We start from the raw sequence: 16,734 nt of genomic DNA, 5'->3' as shown, positions 1-16,734 counted from the left end.
TGGGTCGGGCCATGGGCTAAGCGCGTCTGGCACACTTTTCGCGCGCAGGGGGCTGAAATGTGATGGCCGAACCGGGAGGAATGAAACCTACCGCTTCCCGACCGACTACCGTGGCCCGCCAGGCAATCCCCGGCACCACACCGGGGACATCAAGCCTCGCACGAGGGGGAATTACCGTGCCGAAAAAGCACATCGAGTTGCGCAAGCTCGCGGACGACGTCGGAGGGCTCTTGGAGGAGGCCACCCGAATCGCCAAAGACGAGAAGCCTTCGTCAGCGGATCGGTGGCAGGGCCCCACCGCGACCCGCATACGGGGTGAACTCCGGGTGCACACGGCCAAGCTCCGAGTAGCGGCCGCCTCCTTGGAACAGAAATCCGCTGCGCTGGCCTTGAAGGAGGTCGACAAAACGAACTAGTGACCGCCGGTGCGCGGCGAGGTCGGGCCTCCCGCAGGCTGGGCCATCACCTCTCCTCCCCGTTTCCCCATGCGGGGTTTCGCAGGCACTTCGTGGACACGGACATCGAAACACCGTAATCATTCGGCTCGTCCGCGTGCAACAACACGACGACCCAGCCATGAACCCCGGGCTTTTCCATCTGCAATCTCACTCTGCTAGAGGATTTCACCGAAAATTTCAGGCCCTCCTCGTCCGGTATTCTCCCCTCGACGCCACTGCGCCACCCGCGCTCCATCAGGTCGCTTCCCGGCCGCTCGCGCCAACTCCGCAAGGCTGCGCTCGTCCCCCGGCCGGATATTTCCCCGATAAGTCACGTGCGCCGACAGCTTGCTCGCATCCTTGTCCGCGCTGATGTCCAGCCCTCCGCACTCTTCAGTGCCACCGGAGTCCTTCTCCATCTCCACACCCGGCCACGCCTCCTTCATCGCCGCCATGGCATCCGGACGCATCGCCTCGTACGCCTGCTCGTAGGTCTGCTTCGGCTCGCTCAGCCCGCAGCCGGCCAGCATCCCTGACAACGCCATTGCGGCCGCCGACCGCCTCAGCCGCACGCCGCGCGTCCTGTCGAGCCCGCCCACCCCGGCGCTCCTTCCTCTCGGGTTCCGGCGAGTGTTCCGCCGATCGCCGTCCGAGCCTCGCACCACCGCCACACACCTCGCAGCGGTACGGCGAAGCCTGCGAGAGTCGGCCGAGATCAGGTGGTTCGGGCCTTTCGGTCCAGCGGGTGACGGTCAGCGCATCAGGGCGGGTAATAGGGTCCTTGGGAGGAAACGCCGACGGGCACACCGGCATGAGGGGAGCCCGATGACCGACCGCCGCCCCACCGCCTCCTGGCTCTCCGTGCTGCTGCTCGCCCTGGCGCTCGGCGCGGGGCTCGTGGTCGCCGCGCACGTCGTCGCGCCGGACGGTGCCCGGCACGTGCTTGCCGGGGCGGACGGGGTCACCTCGCCCGTCGAGCGGCGGAACCAGAGCTTCGTGACCGGAGGGCTGCTGGCCCTGCTGCCGTTGAGCGTCCTGCTGTCGGGCACGGTCGTACGCCGGGCCCGGTACGGGCGGGTGATCGCGGCGGGGTCGGAGGAGGAGCCGCCCGCGCTGAGGCCAACACGAGGGGAGGCCCGGGCGGCCGCCGGGGTGGCCGTGGCGGTGGCCGGGGCCGCGCTGTGGACGCTGGGGGCAACCGGGGAGCGGACCGGAGCTGGGCGGGAGGGCGTACGGGAGCTGGCGCCGCTGTGGTCCGGGGACTTCTGGCCGGGAGTGCTTCTCGTCGGGCCGGTGGCCGCGCTGCTGCTCCTCCTCCTGTTCCGGGTCGGCACCGCGCTACTCCACGTGGTCCGCGGGCGGCTGGGGCACGGGGTCCCGCTCGTCCTGCGGTACGCGCGGGACGACGCCCAGCCGGTGTTCACCGCGCCGGCCGAGCCTTCCCGTCGCTGGCTGACCGGCGCGCTCCAGCGCGAACTGCGGCTTGCACTGGCCGAGTTCGAATCAGCCGCGCTGCCTGCCGGGGCTGCCAGGGAGTGGGTCTGGTCCGGGCTGGACGCCGCCGTGCTGGCAGTCGGCCACCCGGACGAGGTGGGCAGGGGCCACCGCGACCGCGACCCCGCCGCGCTCGCCGCCGCCCTCATCCTCGTCCGCTGCGTCCGCGCGGGACTCGGCATCTGCGGGGCCCGGCCCGGTACGCGGCCTCCGGTGCGGATGGCCGCCGCCTGCTGCGCGCTCAACCCGCTGCACGGCCCGGCCAGCCTCCGCGAGCGGCTGCGGGTGCCTGGCGGCGGCCCCGGCACCGAACTGCCGGTCTGTTCCCTGTGCTCCGACTACCTCCGGCTCCCCTTCGTCAGCCCGTCCCCCGGCCTGCTCCTGCTGCCCGGGCCGCGCCACACCCGGGTGCCGTACCTGGAGGCGGCCGGCCCTCTGCCCGCCGTCCACGGGGGCCTCAACGCCCTCGTCCGCGAGATCAAGGAGACGCCGGTGCGTACAGAACCGTCCCGAGCCCGTGACCGGCGCGGCCCGCTCCTGGCGGCCTCGGCCGCCCTCGGGCTGGCGGCGGTCGTCGCGCTGGCCGGGCAGGCCGGGGCGGGCGGAAGCGTCAACTGGCTCGTCCCGCTGCCGCTGTTCGTGGGCGCGGCCGTCGGCGCGGTGTACGTCCGGCGCCACCCGGGCGAGCGCCGGGCGGAACCGCGCACCGTCTTCACCACCGCCGAGGAGGCGGCCTTCGTCCGGAAGCGAGCCAGGACCGCCGAACTCCTTCCAGAGCTGGGTCTGTTGATCGCGGAGGCCCCGGTCGCACTGCCCGGCGGAACGCCCGGCATGGAGCGGGCACTCGACGCGTACGCCGCCGCCGGGACCGTGCTGGACGGCGCCCGCGACCTCGCCGACCTCGCCGGTGTGGTCGCCCTGGTCGAGGAGGGCACCGCGCCCATCCGGGCGGCGATGAACGCGGCCCGGCCCAGCCGCAGGCGGCTGCTTTCGCGCCGCTCGGTCCCCGCCCAGCCGCACACGCCGCTGACCTGCTTTTTCAACCCGTTCCACGGCCTGGCCACCGCCGGTGAGGTGTCCTGGCGGATGCTGGGCCGCCGGAACCTGCTGACGGTCGCCGTCTGCGCGGAGTGCGCCGCCGCCCTCGCGGCCCGCCGCACCCCGCAGTCCCTCACCGTCCGGCACGAGGGCCGCCTCGTCCCGTACTACGAGGTCCCGCCGGAGCAGAGCCTGTGGGCGGCCACCGGCTACGGCTCCCTCACCGGCGGCCCGCTGGCCCCGCTGGTGAACCGGGGCGACTTCCGCCGAGCCGCCGAACAGCGTTGACCGGCACGGAAGTTGGCCCGACGGCACCCCTGTCACCCGCAAGTGGGTACGCTGCCCGCCATGTCCGACAGCCGCGACACGTCCCCGGCCGCCCCGCCACTGCTTCCGGTGGGCGGCGCCGAGCTGCGCCGTGACCCCGCCCTGCACGAGGCCGTACGCCGCGTGGGGCAGCGGGTGGGCGTGGACTTCACGGACGACGAGAAGGTGCGGGAAGAACTGCGGCGGGGACGTGACGCTCTGGCCGGCGGCTCGGCCACGACCGGCCCCGGCTGCCTCGCCTTCCTGCTCCTGATCGTGGCGGCGGGGCTGGCGGTCGCCGACCAGATCTCGCCCCCACTCACGGCCCACCGCCCGGCCCTCCTCGCCGGCGCGGGCGTCTGTGCCGTTCTGGCGGTCGCCGCCATGGGGTGGGCCGTGGCGCGGTGGCAGCGGGCCCGCCGGGACCCGGTCCTCGCCGCCTACCGCGAGGTTCTCGCCCTCGCTCAGGCGCACGGCCTGACCTTGACCCACGTACCGGACTGGCTGGTGGGGAAGGCCGGCGGATCGAGCAAACCCTGGTACCCGCTGCCAGAGGTCGCGCCGCCCGGAGCCGCCACGGGCACGACTCCGCCACCGCCGCCGTCCGCTCCCCGCGACGCGGACGACGTCCGGCCCCCGCACAAGCCGGCCGAGGTCACCGCCTGGGAGCGGACGGCCGGTCAGGGCGGCTGGCACGACGAGTTGGGAGGGCTGCTGGCGTTGGCCGGAACCAGCGCGGCCGTCTGGGCCTACGTCGAGGACCAGCCGGTCGGCTACGCCGGCCTGGTCCTGGGCCTGGCCTCGGCGATCGCCGTCTGGGTGCTGGGCCACCGACAGGGCGTCCGCAAGGAGCGCGGCCGGGAGGCGGCCCTGCGCCACCTGGCGGACCTCCGAGCGGCCCAGGCGGCCGGAGCGGCCGTACCCGAACTCTCCCCGCAGCTCCGGAGGCTGCTGGAGGAGGACGGGACCGACGGCTGACGGGCGGCGACCGCCGTCCGGGCAGGTTCAGCCGGAACCGCCCGTGGACGGTACGGGCAGGCTCTCGTACGGTGGGCGCCAGCCCCCTCCGCCCACGGCAGTGAGTTCCCCAGCGATGTCCACCACCGACGCGGTACGCCCCCACGACCGGCCTCGCACGGCGCCGGAGCCGGCGCTCCGCCCCGCGGCCGAACCGGGGTCCGGGGCCGAGATCAGCATCTGGTCACGGCTGTTCTTCGACGGCAAGGCACTCGTCCTGCGCTCGCGCGGGTTCTTCGGCGAGCGCCGCGAGAGGCGGTACCCGCTGTCGGGCCCGCAGGGCATCAGCCGGGCGGTGCTGGTCTTCCCGGACGCCGAGACGGCCGCCCGTGAGCGTGGCGCCGGTGAGGTGTGGCTCCTGGACGCGTCGGGGCGCCCGGTGGCCCGGCTCCTGCCGTACCAGTGGATTCCGGCGGGCGCGCCCTGGCTGAACTTCGAGGAGGCGGTGCGGCGCAGTGGGATCGCCGCCCTGTTCAAGGCGTGCGGCATCCCGGTCGAACGGACCACCCAGGACCGGGCCGACGCGCCACGCGTGCCCTGGTGGCAGGAGCTGACCCTCCTCCTCAGCCCGGGGCCGGCCCTTCCTCTGTGGTACCAGGCACTGCGCATGGCGCTGGGCGGCGTGTGGTTCCTCGCGTTCACGGTGCTGTTCTTCTCCGAGGCGAGCCTGCCCTGGCTGATGCTGCTGGCGGCGGTGACAGCGTTCCTCGCCCCCGTGGCGCGGCTGGCGGTGCGACGCGTCACGGCCCTGCGCAACCGTTCGGCCGCCCGTCTCGATCCGGCCCCGCTCGTGGAGATCTCCCCCTGCCCCGGGCCGCCCGAAGAGGACGGCACTGTGGCCACCAGGCGTTTCGTCTCCCGGGCTGTCCTGCGGGTCTTCCCTGGCGAGCTGTCGGTGGTCGACCCGTACGGTGCGGACGTACGCCGTGCCCTCTCCGGCCCTGCGGGAGCTGTCGCGGTGGTCAGGCTGACGGGCCCCGACGGCGAACCGGTCGGGGTGGAACTGCGCTACGCCTCGGGGGCCCGGGCGCCGCTCGGCGCGTGGGCCGACTGGTTCGCGGGGCCGGGCGGGGAGGCGGCATGGGACCGTTTCCGACGTGCGGTGCCGCTGCCCTGCGAGGAGCGGAAGGTGAGCGCGGTGGCGCTCACCCCGAGTCTCACCAGGGGCCCCGGCGCCGCTTTTCCCGGGCCCAGGGCGAAGGAGGCACGGCAGGACGCGCTCTTCACCCGCAGCATCGGGACACTCAACTCCACGATGTTCATGATGTTCTCCTCGAGCTTCTCCTTCTGGTGGGCGCCGGTCGTCCGCATCGAGTCCCCGGCCGCCGCCCGGACCTCCGCCCTGCTCGGCCTGGCCGGCCTCCTCCTCCAGTTCGCTCCCTGGTGCTGGCACCACCTGCGGAGCCGCTCACACTTCGAACGCCCGGTCTCCGGGGAGGACCGGTCCCTCCGGCCCCGCAGCCGCCCGCGCCCGGCGCGCTCGTGCACCTCCCCCACCACCCGGAAGGCCCGTACGCGATGACCGAGGAACGCGCCCGCAGACGCGCCCGCCTGGCCTCCGGCGAACGCGGCGTCCTGGTCGAGCCGGCCGCCGACGCCCTCACCCTGTACGCCGTCTTCACCGGTGTCCCCTTCGCCGTCGCCGCCTACTGCCTGACCGTGCAGCGCGCCGAACTGGGCGCCGTCGGCCTCACCTTCCTCCTCGTCGGCTTCGCCGCCGGCGTCCCCCTCGCCCTGCGCGTCGGCGAACGCCGCCGCGCCGCCGCCCTGATCACCGAGATCCGCGTGGCCCACCCCCTCGGCCCCGAGTGCCACCCGGTCCGCACGGGCCTCAACGAACCGGGCCGCACCCCCGGCCACCCCTGGGACATCACCCCGCCCCGCGACGCCGTCGTCTCCGTCCAGGACGGCACGCTCCAACTCCGCGCCGAGAACGGCGACGCCCTCGACATCCCCTTCACCGACATCCTCGGCGTGCTCCTCCTCCCCGCCGGCCGAGGACGCGCCGCAGTCGACCTCCACCTCCACTCCGGCGAGGCGATAGAACTCCGGACGACCCGGATCCGCCCCTTGGGGGTGACCTTGTCGGAGTCGGGGGTGCGGGTGTTGTTCGAAGAGGTGAGCGTGTGAGGGCCGCGTCGGGAACTGTCGGCTCCCACCCCTCACCGGCGACGCCTCGCCCACGGGGCACCGCGGAGGGCGTCCGGGAGCGGCGGAAGCGAGCGTGCGCCGGCCCGGAGTCCCGTCTCCGCCCGGGCGTATGGGCTGGTACGGCGTCCCCCCTCGTCCTCGGCACGATCTGGCGCCCCCACCGCGAGCGGCCCGCGACACGTTCGGTGACCGCGCCATCCGCGTGCTCCACCGGTATGGGCCGTCGCCGTCCGCGCCGACTGGCTCGACCACCGCCTCGCCCTCGCCTACGCCCTCATCGGCGGCGGAGCGAACCCTCCGACGCGGGCTGCGGACAGCTGAGCGGGGGCCACCCCGCACCACCACGGCGGGGCTGCCCCCGCTCAGGACGCCTCGACCTCTTCTTCGTCGCCAACGCGGCACCGCCGCACCGCGCGCCTGCCGGCCCCTCAGGAACCAGCGGTGTACTGCCGGGCCTCGCCCGGTGTCACCTTGTCCGGCTCAGCCCGGATCGCTGCGTCGATCAGCGGCAGGAGCTTGTCGACCTGGGTCCCGACCTTCGTGTGCCGCCCCTTCAACTCGGTGTGCCAGGCCCGCGCGTTCTTCCCCACCCAGACCTTGTCGCCACCGATGTCCTCAGTCGGCTTCTTCAACGCCTTCCTGAACTCCTCCACCTCCTTCGCCAGATCCCGGCGCAACTTCTCCAGATCCGCCTTCCGCGGATTGTCCACCTTCGCCTCGGAATCGGCCACCACGTTCTCCTCTCATCGGCTGCAAAATTGGACGGGGTCACACGTCAGGATGCGGATAATTCCCCGAAGCACGCTCACGGGTCCACCCCCGCCCCTCAAGCCAGGACTCTCCTGGTCGCGACAGAGACCACTCCTGGTCCAGGACCTGCGGCATCGAAGAAGCGCTGGACACCGAATCGCATTTCACGCCTCATGGGATGCGACGATCTTCTCCTTCTTCTTGAGCAAGGCGAACCGCCGCACTGCCGCAAGAGTCGGAACAACTGTCAGGAATACAGTAACCAGCAAGCAGACAAGCGCGGGAAAGGTCATCCCAGGGGGGTCTACGACCCACCCTGTAGTCATGACCGTCTTCGGATCTTGCGGAGAATACGTCACCGAGACCGTGGAACCAGGCGACAGACCTTCGGGCTGCTTTCCGCCCCAATCGTGAAGCTCCGCCTCGACCTCACCTGACGGGGTGCGGAAGCGGACCTCGACAGCACTCAGGTCGCCGTACTTGTTCGTTCGCGTATCCACCACCTCGGCCGCAACGGTGACCCCGCTGGAGCGGAGGTCGTCCACCGTGAACTGCGAGGGCAACAGAAACCCGAGGAACACCGCGAGAGCCACGACACCCATGGCGAACATACCCAGTATGGCCCGGCGCGGGGGCACAGGAGGGAGACGTGCCAGTTCGGCGTCCCGCGCCCACCGCCCCTCCGCGGCGAGCCTCTCAGCCGACTTGGGAGGTGGCGTCCAATCTTCCCCGCGTCGGTTCTTCTTTTTCTTCGCCATGAAGGTCACTCCTCGCCCTTCAGAAACCGAGCCATCCGCGCACCTTCTTGGCGGCTTCTCCGATTCCTTCACTGACACTGCTTACCGTGTCCGTCACGGCATGTACGACCTTCTTCCCAGTACCGGTGTTGAGGAAGTAATAGGCCGCGTAACCCGTTCCGGCGCCCACCACGATGCCTGCCGCCACGCCCCAGCCCACAGGCCCACCGAAGAAGCCCACCGCAGCCACCCCTGCCCAGGTGCCCGCCATTCCGCTTCCGAGCGACGCGGCATTCGAGACCACCGCCACATCCGCGTCCGCGTCGTGGACCTCGATGTCGTACGCGATACCCCCGATGGTCAGGACCGTTCCGACCAGAGGTACGCGCCCTCCCACCCTGAACGCCTTGCCGAGCCAGCCGGCCTTCACCGCGGGCGGAGCCTTGACGTACGGCACCTTGTCGGCGAACCAGCGGGCGGAGTCGCCCAGGGAGGTCTCCATGAGGCGGGAGAACGAACCCATGCCGTACTTGGCGAAGAGGCGCTCCGCCTGCCTGGACGCCGACTTGGACGCCTTGGCGTGGGCTCGCGTCTCCCTCCTGAACTCGGCCCGGTCCCCGGGCGTCAAGGCGTTGATCCGCTTCTCGTACGCCGCCTTCGCGTCCCCCGCGAGCACCCGAGAACTCTCCCAGAGGTGGTCCGCCAGTTGGGACTGCACCCCGATGACACCCGCGACAAGGCCCGCGTGGACCGTCCAGGTCTTGTCGGGGTCGCCCAGGTCGGTGATGGCCGTCTTGAGGTGGTCCCAGGCCTTGTCCCACAGTTCGGGGTCGTCGTTCTGCATCAGCACTCGGTTGAAGAGGGCACCCGGCTCGTCCTCGGGGAGGTCGCCGTGGAAGACCTCAAGGACCTTGTGGAAGCCGGGAGGGGGCTTCTCGGCGGTCGTCGCGGAGGTGAAGGCGGTGCCGAAGACCTTGAGGTCGTCCTGGGCGGTGGCGGCACCGGCGGCCGCGACGGCCAGGGGGAGCTGCTTGACCACCTCGGGGTCCATGGCGGCGTAGAACGCGGCGGAGAAGTCGGGGTCCTTGGCACGTGCGGCCAGTTCGACGGCGATGCGGTGGAAGGCGGGCCCCGCCTCCTCGGCGTCCATGTCCGCGATGCCGGCTGCCTTCTCGGCCAGCTTCCCGCCCTCGGCGTGCGCCCGCTTCGCGGTCCACACCGGCTCGCGGACCATGACCACGGGGGACTTGGGGCCGACGCCCTCGAACTCCATGGCGGCGGCCAAGGTCTGGCGGCGGCGCAGCATGGGGAGCTCGTCGTCGACCCAGGCGGCGATCCGGCCCAGTTCGGTGAGGTGAGTGGTGTCCAGGCCGAGCTTGCGGAAGCGGACGGTGTAGGCGTTCTTGCCCTGCTGGAGGATCTTGCCACCCGAGGCCAGGCTGGTGATGGTCCTGGAGAGCTTGTCGGGGTCGATGCCCGAGAAGTTCGGATCGGTCATCCTCAGGCGCCTTCCGGGGGCCGCGGGTCGAGCAGGACCGCCCGGGCGCCCGAGCCCTCCAGGGCGCCTTCCAGCTTGTCCGAGGGGATGGCCACCCAGGACTGTTCCTCGCCCATCGCGTCGACCAGGGCGGCGACGGTGGAGAACGCGAGGGCGACGAGGGTGGTGCCACCGGACTCGGCCTCCATGGGGAGGAGCATCACCTCGATGCTCCCTTCCAGCACGGGTGCGCCGTCGGCGTCGCGGGGAACGTCCTCCAACGTGGGGACCACGAGGACGTCCGGGGCGTCCTGAAGAGATGCCGGCTGCGAGGAATCCATGGAAGCAGCCTACGAGGCCCCCTCAGTCGAACTTCCGTGCCCGCGCCCACAGGAAGAGCAGCTCCATCGCCGCGAGCAGTGCTCCGGTGATCGCCCACGTCGTGGTGGAGGCCGGTTTCACGTCGTCCGCCATCCGGGGGAACTGCCAGCCGGTCGGGTCGACCACGACGACGGCCGGGTCGCCGGCCTCGATGTCGTCGGTGCAGGCCGACTTGCCGCCGGTCTCGACCCGGCCGGTCTCGCCGGTGTCGCGGTCCTTCCAGACCAGCTCGCAGGTGCGCGCCCGGTCCTGCCTGACGCTCATCTCGCCGAAGCCGGAGACGACGGCCGGGGTGCGCACCCCCTGCCGGTCCAGGACCGTGTCCGCCGTCGCCGGCCCCGCGAGGAGCATGAAGGCGAAGCCGAGAAGGGCGACGAGGGTACCGGGGCCCGCTCCCGCGCAGGCCCAGGCGACAAGGAGGAGCACGATGGCCACGAGGACGCCGAGGAGGAGCAGCAGCGTGCTGTCGCTCTGCGCCAGCCACCCCGCCCCCAGCAGCACCGGCGGCAGGAGGAGCGCCACCACGAGCGTCGCCCGCCACGGCCTGCGGGGTCTCCCCGGTTTGCGGGGGACGGCCTGGTAGGCGACGTCGGGGCCCAGGAAGTCGGGCTGCGGGGAACTCATGCGTCCTGCCTGCGGTGCTGGAGGGAGGGAGGTGGGAGGTGGGAGGTGCGGGTCAGGCGTTCGGCGTACCCGGCTCGTCCACGCGCAGGTCCGCCTTGTCCGGGAGGAGGTCGGTGATCTTGTCCCAGATCTCGCCGACGTCCGAGGCGACGACGACCAGCGGCGAGTCCGGGCCGACGGCGCCGGGCAGGACCGGCTCGGCGGGCTGTTCGCGGATCCAGTAGCCGAGGGGCCCCGCGTCCCAGACGGCGAGGGCGCGGACCATCGCGGTGCGCCCGCCCTCGTGGTCGCCGTCCCACACGGTGGTGATGCGCCAGTGGGCGTCGAGGGAGGCGACCACCTCGACGAAGAGGCCGAGGGCGACACCGGTCAGGCCGCCGTCCGCCTCCTGCACGGCCGCGCGGGTCGCGGCGAGCAGGGCGGCCTCGTCCTCCCGCGGTTCGGCGAGGGCGGTGAAGGCGGCGTCGAGGGTGGCCATGGTGGTCTCCAGGCGGGAGACGGGCCGCTCGGGTGCGGCGGTCCGGTCCTTGCGGAGGTTGACCTTGCGGGCCAGCTCCCACACCAGGAAGGTCGGCTCCACCGGGACGTACTCGGACTCCTCCTCGCCGGGCCATCCGTCGTGCGAGTAGACGGCTTCCTGGCCGACGACGACACCGTGGTCGACCGGGCCGTGTTCGCCGGTGACCTCCACCCGGACCCTCACCATCGGCTCGGCCAGCGCGCCCAGCAACGGGGCGAGCACCTGGGAGAGTTCACCCTCGGCGCCGACCAGGGCGGCCGCCTGGAGCTCGACCAGCGAGTCCCACAGTTCGTCGGGCGGGTTCTCGCCGTCGACCAGGTGGGCGAGGACGGCCATGTGCCGGTCGGCGAGGCGCAGGCGTGCTCGCGAGCTGTCGTACGAGGGCACGGGTCACGGTTCCTTCCGGGAGGTCGCGGCGGCGCGGCTCACCTCTTGTCGTCCTTCAGGTCCTTGGCGTCCTCGGCGCACTGCCGCGCCTCTTCGCGCAGGGCCTTCGCCACGTCGGCGCACGTGGTGTGCCACGTACGGAGGCTGCCGCGGACCGCGGCGGCGTTGGGACCGGACCAGCTCTTCATCTGGCCGGTGGAGTGCCGCTTCGGCTGGTCGACCAGGCCGTCCACGTGGTCGGCCAGCGAGCGCAGGCGCTGGGCTCGCTGGTTCAGCTCCTGGATCTGCGGATCAGCCACCTGCGTCTCCCCGTTGCTCGCTCGCCGCCCAGGATAACGGCGGGCACGGGGGCCGCCAGTGGGCCGCCCGCCCTCCCCGGCGGCGATCGGCCCGGTCGTAGGGGGCCGGGCCGGCGAACGGTGGGGGCCTCGGCGAACCCCCTCCGCATCTCCACCAACTCCCTTCCGGGGAACTCCTTCCCATGCGATAGCGTCCCTTGATACGAACGGATCGTCCGTTCATCGCGAACGGGTCGTCCGTTCATCGATGTCTACACGGGGAGGATCGTCATGGATCGCGGTGCAGATCTCACTCGACTCCGGGAACTTTCGAAGACCTTCAACCGGAAGGCCACCGACCTTCAGACGCTGATCAAGGCGCTGCAGTCGGCCACTTCCGACAGCACCGGTTACTGGAAGGGCCCCAAGGCGGACCGCTTCCGTGACGACTGGCAGGAAGTGAAGCCGACCTTCGAGAAGTGGGTGACCACCCTCAACGAGGCCGGCAAGTCCGCGCAGACCAGCGCCGACAACATCGAGCGCGCCACCTGAGTCCAGGCCGGCCGCCGACACGGAAGGGGAGCCGCCCCGGCGGGGGCGGCTCCCCTTCCGTGTGCCCGCGGGCGGGCCGGCGGTTCAGGACGCCATGACCGCCTGGACCGGCTGGAACGTGCCGCCGGAGACCATGAGGCCGCTCCCGGCGGGGCCGCCGCCGCTGTTGGCGGGGAGCCGGATGCCGAACAGCTCGCCCTCCTGCGGGCTCTGCGGGGTGAGCAGCAGGCCGTTGCGGGACTTGCGGGCGTCGACGACGAAGCCGCGGTACTGCCCGGCGAGGGTGTCCGAGGTGCCGGCGGCGACGAGGCCGACGCCGCCGTCCGCGCCCTTCTTGACGAAGGCTTCCAGCGCCTCGTCGAGCGGGGTGTCGTAGACGAGTTCCGCGTCGTCGACGAGGACCACGTACGGGCGGCCCTCCGCCTTCTCCTCCAGTTCCTCCAGGTCCTCCTCGCGGCTCTCGGAGTCGAGGACGCCGAGGACGCCGTCCCGGCCTTCGAGGCTCCGCAGCGGTGAGCGCCGGGGCAGTACGAGGATGACGGGCGTGGCCTGGGCCAGGAGGGATTCGGCGGCCGAGCGGAGCGCCGTGGAGCGGCCCGACTTGGGCGGTCCCGCGATGACGTAGCCGGGGCCGTCCTCCTCCAGGTCGATGCCGAGCGGGGCGAGTTCGTCGCCGCCGACGGCCAGCAGGGCCCAGAGCGGCGAGGGCGGGGTGAAGTCCGGCTCCAGCGCCATCGCCTCGGCGGCGTCGATGCGGGAGGGCAGCGCGTCGACCCGCAGCGGACGCCGGCGGGCGGGCAGGCGGCCGTAGTGCTCGTTGGCGGCGTCGGCCAGTTCGCGCAGGGCGCGGACCTGGGCCTGACCGGCGGGGTCCTCGGCGAGCAGGGCGATCTGCGTCTCGTCGACGCCGGTGTCGGTGACGCGCAGGGCGCGGCCCGGCGGCATGCTCTTGGGCACCTCGCGGGCCTGGAGGCCGGCGGTGGAGTAGTCGTTGGCGTCGGCGAAGCGCAGCACCAGGCGGTCGGCGAAGGCGGAGGCGACGTGGCCGCTGAGGCCGGTGCGGTCGGCGGTCATGACGACCTTGAGGCCGACGGCCGAGCCCTCGCGGAAGATCCGCTGGACGGCCTCGATGAGCTGCCCGTAGTTGTAGCTCTCGAAGGTGGACATGAACCCCTCCCAGCTGTCGAGGAGGAGCACCATCCACGGCAGCCGGTCCTCGGGGGCGGCCCCGGCGCGCTGCTCGGCGGCGCTGGAGGCACCCTCCATGGCGAGGAGCTGCTGGCGGCGTGCGATCTCGACGAGGAGGCGGTTGATGAGCCGCCGGGCGCGGTCGGGCTCGTCGCGGCTGACGACGGCGCCGACGTGCGGCATGCGGATCAGCGGCAGCAGCGCGTTGGAGCCGCAGTCGATGCCGTAGACGTGCACGTCGTGCGGGGAGGTGGAGCGGGCCAGTGAACCGGCGAGAGTGCGCAGCGCGGTCGAACGCCCGGAGCGGGCGCCGCCGACGAGCATGGTGTGCTCGCCGTGGACCAGGTCGAGGACGAGCGGCCGTCGGCTCTGCTCGGCGGGCCGGTCGACGAGGCCGTACGGGACGGGCCGGACGTCGTCGTGGTCGGTGGGCGGCGGCGGGTAGGCGGCCATGCCGTCGAGGGAGATCTGTTCGTCGAGCGGCGGCAGCCAGGGGCTGCGCTGCGCGGTGAAGCCCATCCGGTCGGCGCCGTCGCGGACCGCGTCGACCAGCACGGCGAGGTCGGTGACCATCGTCCCGTCGTCCTCGGCCTCGGCCTTGCGGGGCAGCGGGCGGCTGTACGCCTGCCAGGGCACCGGGGTGTGGGTGGCCTTCGGGCCGGTCCCGCCGACGGCCGGGCGGCGGCCGCCGATGCGGGCGGACTGGACGCCGACCAGCGACTGTGCGCCGGAGCGGACGTAGGCGCGGCCGGGGGTGGACTTGGCGATGGCGCCGGAGTCGGGGGCCTCGATGACGTCGAGGGACTCGGAGGCGTCGGTGACGCGCAGGGCGATCCGCAGGTTGGTGTTGGCGCGGATGTCCGCGCTGACCACGCCGGCGGGGCGCTGGGTGGCGAGGATCAGGTGGACGCCGAGCGAGCGGCCCCGGCGGGCGATGTCGACGAGGCCGGCGATGAAGTCGGGGAGTTCGGCGACGAGTGAGGCGAACTCGTCGATGACCAGGACGAGCCGGGGCATCGGTTCGAGTTCGGGGCGCAGCTTGCGGGTGTCGTTGTAGTCCTCGATGTCCTTGGTGCCGGTGTGGAAGAGGATCTCCTCGCGCCGGTGGAGTTCGGCGGCGAGTGAGGCGAGGGCGCGTTCGGTGAGGTGCGCGTCGAGGTCGCTGACCATGCCGACGGTGTGCGGCAGGCGGGCGCAGTCCATGAAGGCGCTGCCGCCCTTGTAGTCGATGAGGACGTAGTTGAGGGCGTCGGGGCGGTTGGCGACGGCGAGCGAGGCGATGATCGTCTGGAGCAGTTCGGACTTGCCCGCACCGGTGGTGCCGGCGACCAGGGCGTGCGGTCCGTCGCGGCGGATGTCGAGGACGAAGGTGCCGTCGGCGGCGATGCCGATGGGAGCGGCGGTGGTGGAGCCGCCGGCCCGCCAGATCCGTTCGATGTCGGTCCCGGCCGGGTCGGGCATCTCCAGGAGGTTGAGGAGGCGGGCGGCGGTGGGCAGGGCGCTGTCGGCGTCGTCGCGGCTGACGTCGCGGACCGGGGCCAGCGAGCGGGCGAGCAGTTCGCACCAGTCGCCGGTGACCTGGTCGCCGAGGACGTCCCCGGCCTCCTCCAGGCCGTGGCCGCGCAGCCGGAAGTGGTGCGGGCTGTCGGCGGTCCAGGCGGCGACGGCGCTGCACTCCTCGGGGAGCAGCCGCTCGTCCTCGTCGAGGCAGAGCGCGTAGATGCCGAAGCGCGGCCCCTCCGTGAGGAGTTGGGGGGCGCCGGGCATACGGCGCAGGATGCGTGCGCCGTCCAGGACGACGAGGACGCTGGTGTCCGGGTAGAGGTTGCCGAGGGCGTTGTGGTTCTCGCGGGCGGCCTTGCGGCGGTTCAGCTCGCCGAGGAGTTCGTTGACCCGGCGGGCGACCGTCTCGGAGTCGAAGGCGACCAGCGCCATGCAGTCCTGGCCCTGGGCGGGCACGGTGTGCGGCAGCCAGTGCAGCCAGCTCCAGTCGGCGCCGGCCGGGGTGTGCGAGGTGAGGCAGACCACGGAGAGGTCGCGGGGGCTGTGCAGGGCGGCGGCCTGGACGGTGAGCCAGCGGGCGGTGGACAGGGCGCGGGCGCGGTCCCCGGCGACGCCGACGACGCCGAGGTCCTGGAAGGGCAGGCAGACGGGCACATCGGGCAGTTCGGGCTGCTCGGGCTTGTCCTCCTCGCCCCACATGCCGCCCTTGCCGAGGGCCAGTTCGACGTCGGAGTGCAGGGTGCCGGTCCCGATCCGCAGCAGCATGGCGTCGGGGTCGGTGAGGCGGCGCTCCCAGAGGCGGCGGCGGGGGCCGGTGGCGAAGAGCAGGATCTCGGCGGGGTCGGGCATCTCGGCGCGCCGCTCCCGCTGTTCCTGCTTGCAGGTGGCGGCGAGGAGTTCCTCGTGGGCCGCGAGGTCCTTGCGGTACTGCTTCATCGACGTGCGGTGCTTCTTCTTGCCGTCGCGGTTGTCGCTGATCCACTGCGCGGCCATCATCATCGGGCTCATCAGGCAGAACAGCAGCATGTAGATCTGCTTGGTGATGAGCCACATGGTGATGCCGAAGAGCATCGGCATGAAGGCCATGACGAACTGGAACTTGGCCCGTTCCGCCTTGGTGGGCGGCTGGGGCACGACCAGCCGGGGGCGGCGCCGGAGCGGGTTGAGGCGGGGCGGGCGGTTGTAGGCGAGGCCGCCCTCGCTCATCCGGGAGAGGTGGGCGTCGGGGGCGACGGCCCGGTCGAGGACGAGGAGGGTGTCGCCGGCCCGGACGGTGTCGCCGAGCGGCCAGGCCGTCTCCCCGTCGGCCCTCTCGCCGTCGACCAGGACGGTGAGCCCCGCGCCGGGCGCGGGTATGAGCGTGGCCTCGCCCCGCACGTCGATCCGCAGCCGCAGCGCGGTCCCGGGCAGGGTCGGGTCGGGGACCTGCACGGTGCAGTGCGCGCCGGAGCCGATCTCGGCGACGCCGGCGCCGAGCCGGACGACCCGCCCGGAGGCGGGCCCGCCCGCCACCCGCACCTCGTACCAGCCCACCGGTTCGCCGCGGCGCAGGAGCGGGCCGACGCTGTCGTCGGTGGAGACGCGCATGCCGTCGCTGAGGACGGCGGAGGCGGGCGCGGACGGGTCGCAGAGCTGCCCGTCGGCCCAGAGGGAGAGCTGGCGCCGCACGCCGGTGGCGGGGGCGTGCAGTGTGGTGACGACGCCGCCCTTCTCGAGAGGTCCGGCGCCGGTGAGGGCGAGGGCGACGTCGGCGGCGGTGGCCGACTCCTCGGCGTCGACCATGACGTCGTGGGGCTCGGCGCCCTCCCCGACTACGGTCACCAGCACACGCATGGCCGTGTTCCTCCCCGTCAGCCCAGTGGTCCGTCGAGGCTAACGGAACGCTCCGGCGCCG

Annotated in this window: 14 protein-coding genes; 5 read left to right on the top strand and 9 right to left on the bottom strand. The window is 72.6% G+C overall.

Annotated features, from left to right (window positions below; all coding sequences use genetic code 11):
• Window positions 1-613: 613 nt before the first annotated feature.
• The gene (locus tag Sdia_RS07625; protein ID WP_229831067.1) at window positions 614-1,036 is read right to left on the bottom strand and encodes a hypothetical protein; all 423 of its coding nucleotides are present in this window, start codon (window positions 1,034-1,036) and stop codon (window positions 614-616) included.
• A 226-nt stretch (window positions 1,037-1,262) separates the two neighbouring features.
• Here Sdia_RS07625 and Sdia_RS07620 point away from each other — a divergent pair, with 226 nt between their 5' ends.
• The 4 genes from Sdia_RS07620 to Sdia_RS07605 all read left to right on the top strand — a co-directional run bounded on the left by Sdia_RS07620 (window position 1,263) and on the right by Sdia_RS07605 (window position 6,422).
• Window positions 1,263-3,257, top strand: coding sequence for a hypothetical protein (locus Sdia_RS07620; protein ID WP_189500164.1), 1,995 nt, complete (start codon window positions 1,263-1,265; stop codon window positions 3,255-3,257).
• 60 nt (window positions 3,258-3,317) lie between these two features.
• Entirely contained in the window at window positions 3,318-4,253 is a 936-nt protein-coding gene (locus Sdia_RS07615; RefSeq protein ID WP_189500165.1) for a hypothetical protein, read from the top strand.
• A gap of 115 nt (window positions 4,254-4,368) precedes the next feature.
• Window positions 4,369-5,814, top strand: coding sequence for a hypothetical protein (locus tag Sdia_RS07610; RefSeq protein ID WP_189500166.1), 1,446 nt, complete (start codon window positions 4,369-4,371; stop codon window positions 5,812-5,814).
• A complete protein-coding gene (locus Sdia_RS07605; protein ID WP_115068747.1) occupies window positions 5,811-6,422 on the top strand; it encodes a hypothetical protein in 612 nt (203 codons plus the stop codon). The genes Sdia_RS07610 and Sdia_RS07605 overlap by 4 nt, the downstream gene beginning before the upstream one ends.
• Window positions 6,423-6,871: 449 nt before the next feature.
• Here Sdia_RS07605 and Sdia_RS07600 read toward each other — a convergent pair whose 3' ends face one another.
• From Sdia_RS07600 to Sdia_RS07570, 7 genes are all read right to left on the bottom strand, one after another.
• Window positions 6,872-7,174 (bottom strand): hypothetical protein, encoded by a 303-nt coding sequence (locus Sdia_RS07600; protein WP_100452155.1) that lies wholly within the window; start codon window positions 7,172-7,174, stop codon window positions 6,872-6,874.
• A 183-nt stretch (window positions 7,175-7,357) separates the two neighbouring features.
• The gene (locus Sdia_RS07595; RefSeq protein WP_115068750.1) at window positions 7,358-7,951 is read right to left on the bottom strand and encodes a DUF3592 domain-containing protein; all 594 of its coding nucleotides are present in this window, start codon (window positions 7,949-7,951) and stop codon (window positions 7,358-7,360) included.
• Window positions 7,952-7,970: 19 nt separating this feature from the next.
• Complete coding sequence (locus Sdia_RS07590; RefSeq protein WP_115068751.1) at window positions 7,971-9,428, bottom strand: hypothetical protein; 1,458 nt, start codon at window positions 9,426-9,428, stop codon at window positions 7,971-7,973.
• Window positions 9,429-9,430: 2 nt separating this feature from the next.
• Complete coding sequence (locus Sdia_RS07585) at window positions 9,431-9,748, bottom strand: SAV_915 family protein (RefSeq protein WP_164379286.1); 318 nt, start codon at window positions 9,746-9,748, stop codon at window positions 9,431-9,433.
• Window positions 9,749-9,770: 22 nt separating this feature from the next.
• Window positions 9,771-10,412, bottom strand: a complete 642-nt coding sequence (locus Sdia_RS07580; RefSeq protein WP_100452151.1) for a hypothetical protein — start codon at window positions 10,410-10,412, stop codon at window positions 9,771-9,773.
• A 52-nt stretch (window positions 10,413-10,464) separates the two neighbouring features.
• Window positions 10,465-11,319: a hypothetical protein gene (locus Sdia_RS07575; RefSeq protein WP_189500167.1), complete on the bottom strand. Its 855-nt coding sequence runs from the start codon at window positions 11,317-11,319 to the stop codon at window positions 10,465-10,467.
• A 38-nt stretch (window positions 11,320-11,357) separates the two neighbouring features.
• Window positions 11,358-11,618, bottom strand: coding sequence for a hypothetical protein (locus tag Sdia_RS07570; protein ID WP_100452149.1), 261 nt, complete (start codon window positions 11,616-11,618; stop codon window positions 11,358-11,360).
• Between the two features lie 270 nt (window positions 11,619-11,888).
• Between Sdia_RS07570 and Sdia_RS07565 the strand changes: the two genes are divergently transcribed.
• Entirely contained in the window at window positions 11,889-12,149 is a 261-nt protein-coding gene (locus tag Sdia_RS07565; protein WP_100452148.1) for a WXG100 family type VII secretion target, read from the top strand.
• 84 nt (window positions 12,150-12,233) lie between these two features.
• Here Sdia_RS07565 and Sdia_RS07560 read toward each other — a convergent pair whose 3' ends face one another.
• Complete coding sequence (locus Sdia_RS07560) at window positions 12,234-16,673, bottom strand: FtsK/SpoIIIE domain-containing protein (protein ID WP_189500168.1); 4,440 nt, start codon at window positions 16,671-16,673, stop codon at window positions 12,234-12,236.
• Between the last annotated feature and the right edge of the window lie 61 nt (window positions 16,674-16,734).

The organism is Streptomyces diastaticus subsp. diastaticus, from assembly GCF_011170125.1.
GTDB classification, from domain to species: Bacteria; Actinomycetota; Actinomycetes; order Streptomycetales; family Streptomycetaceae; genus Streptomyces; species Streptomyces diastaticus.
The sequence above is the reverse complement of the archived record's forward strand: the minus strand, read 5'-3'. Positions and strand labels throughout refer to the sequence as shown.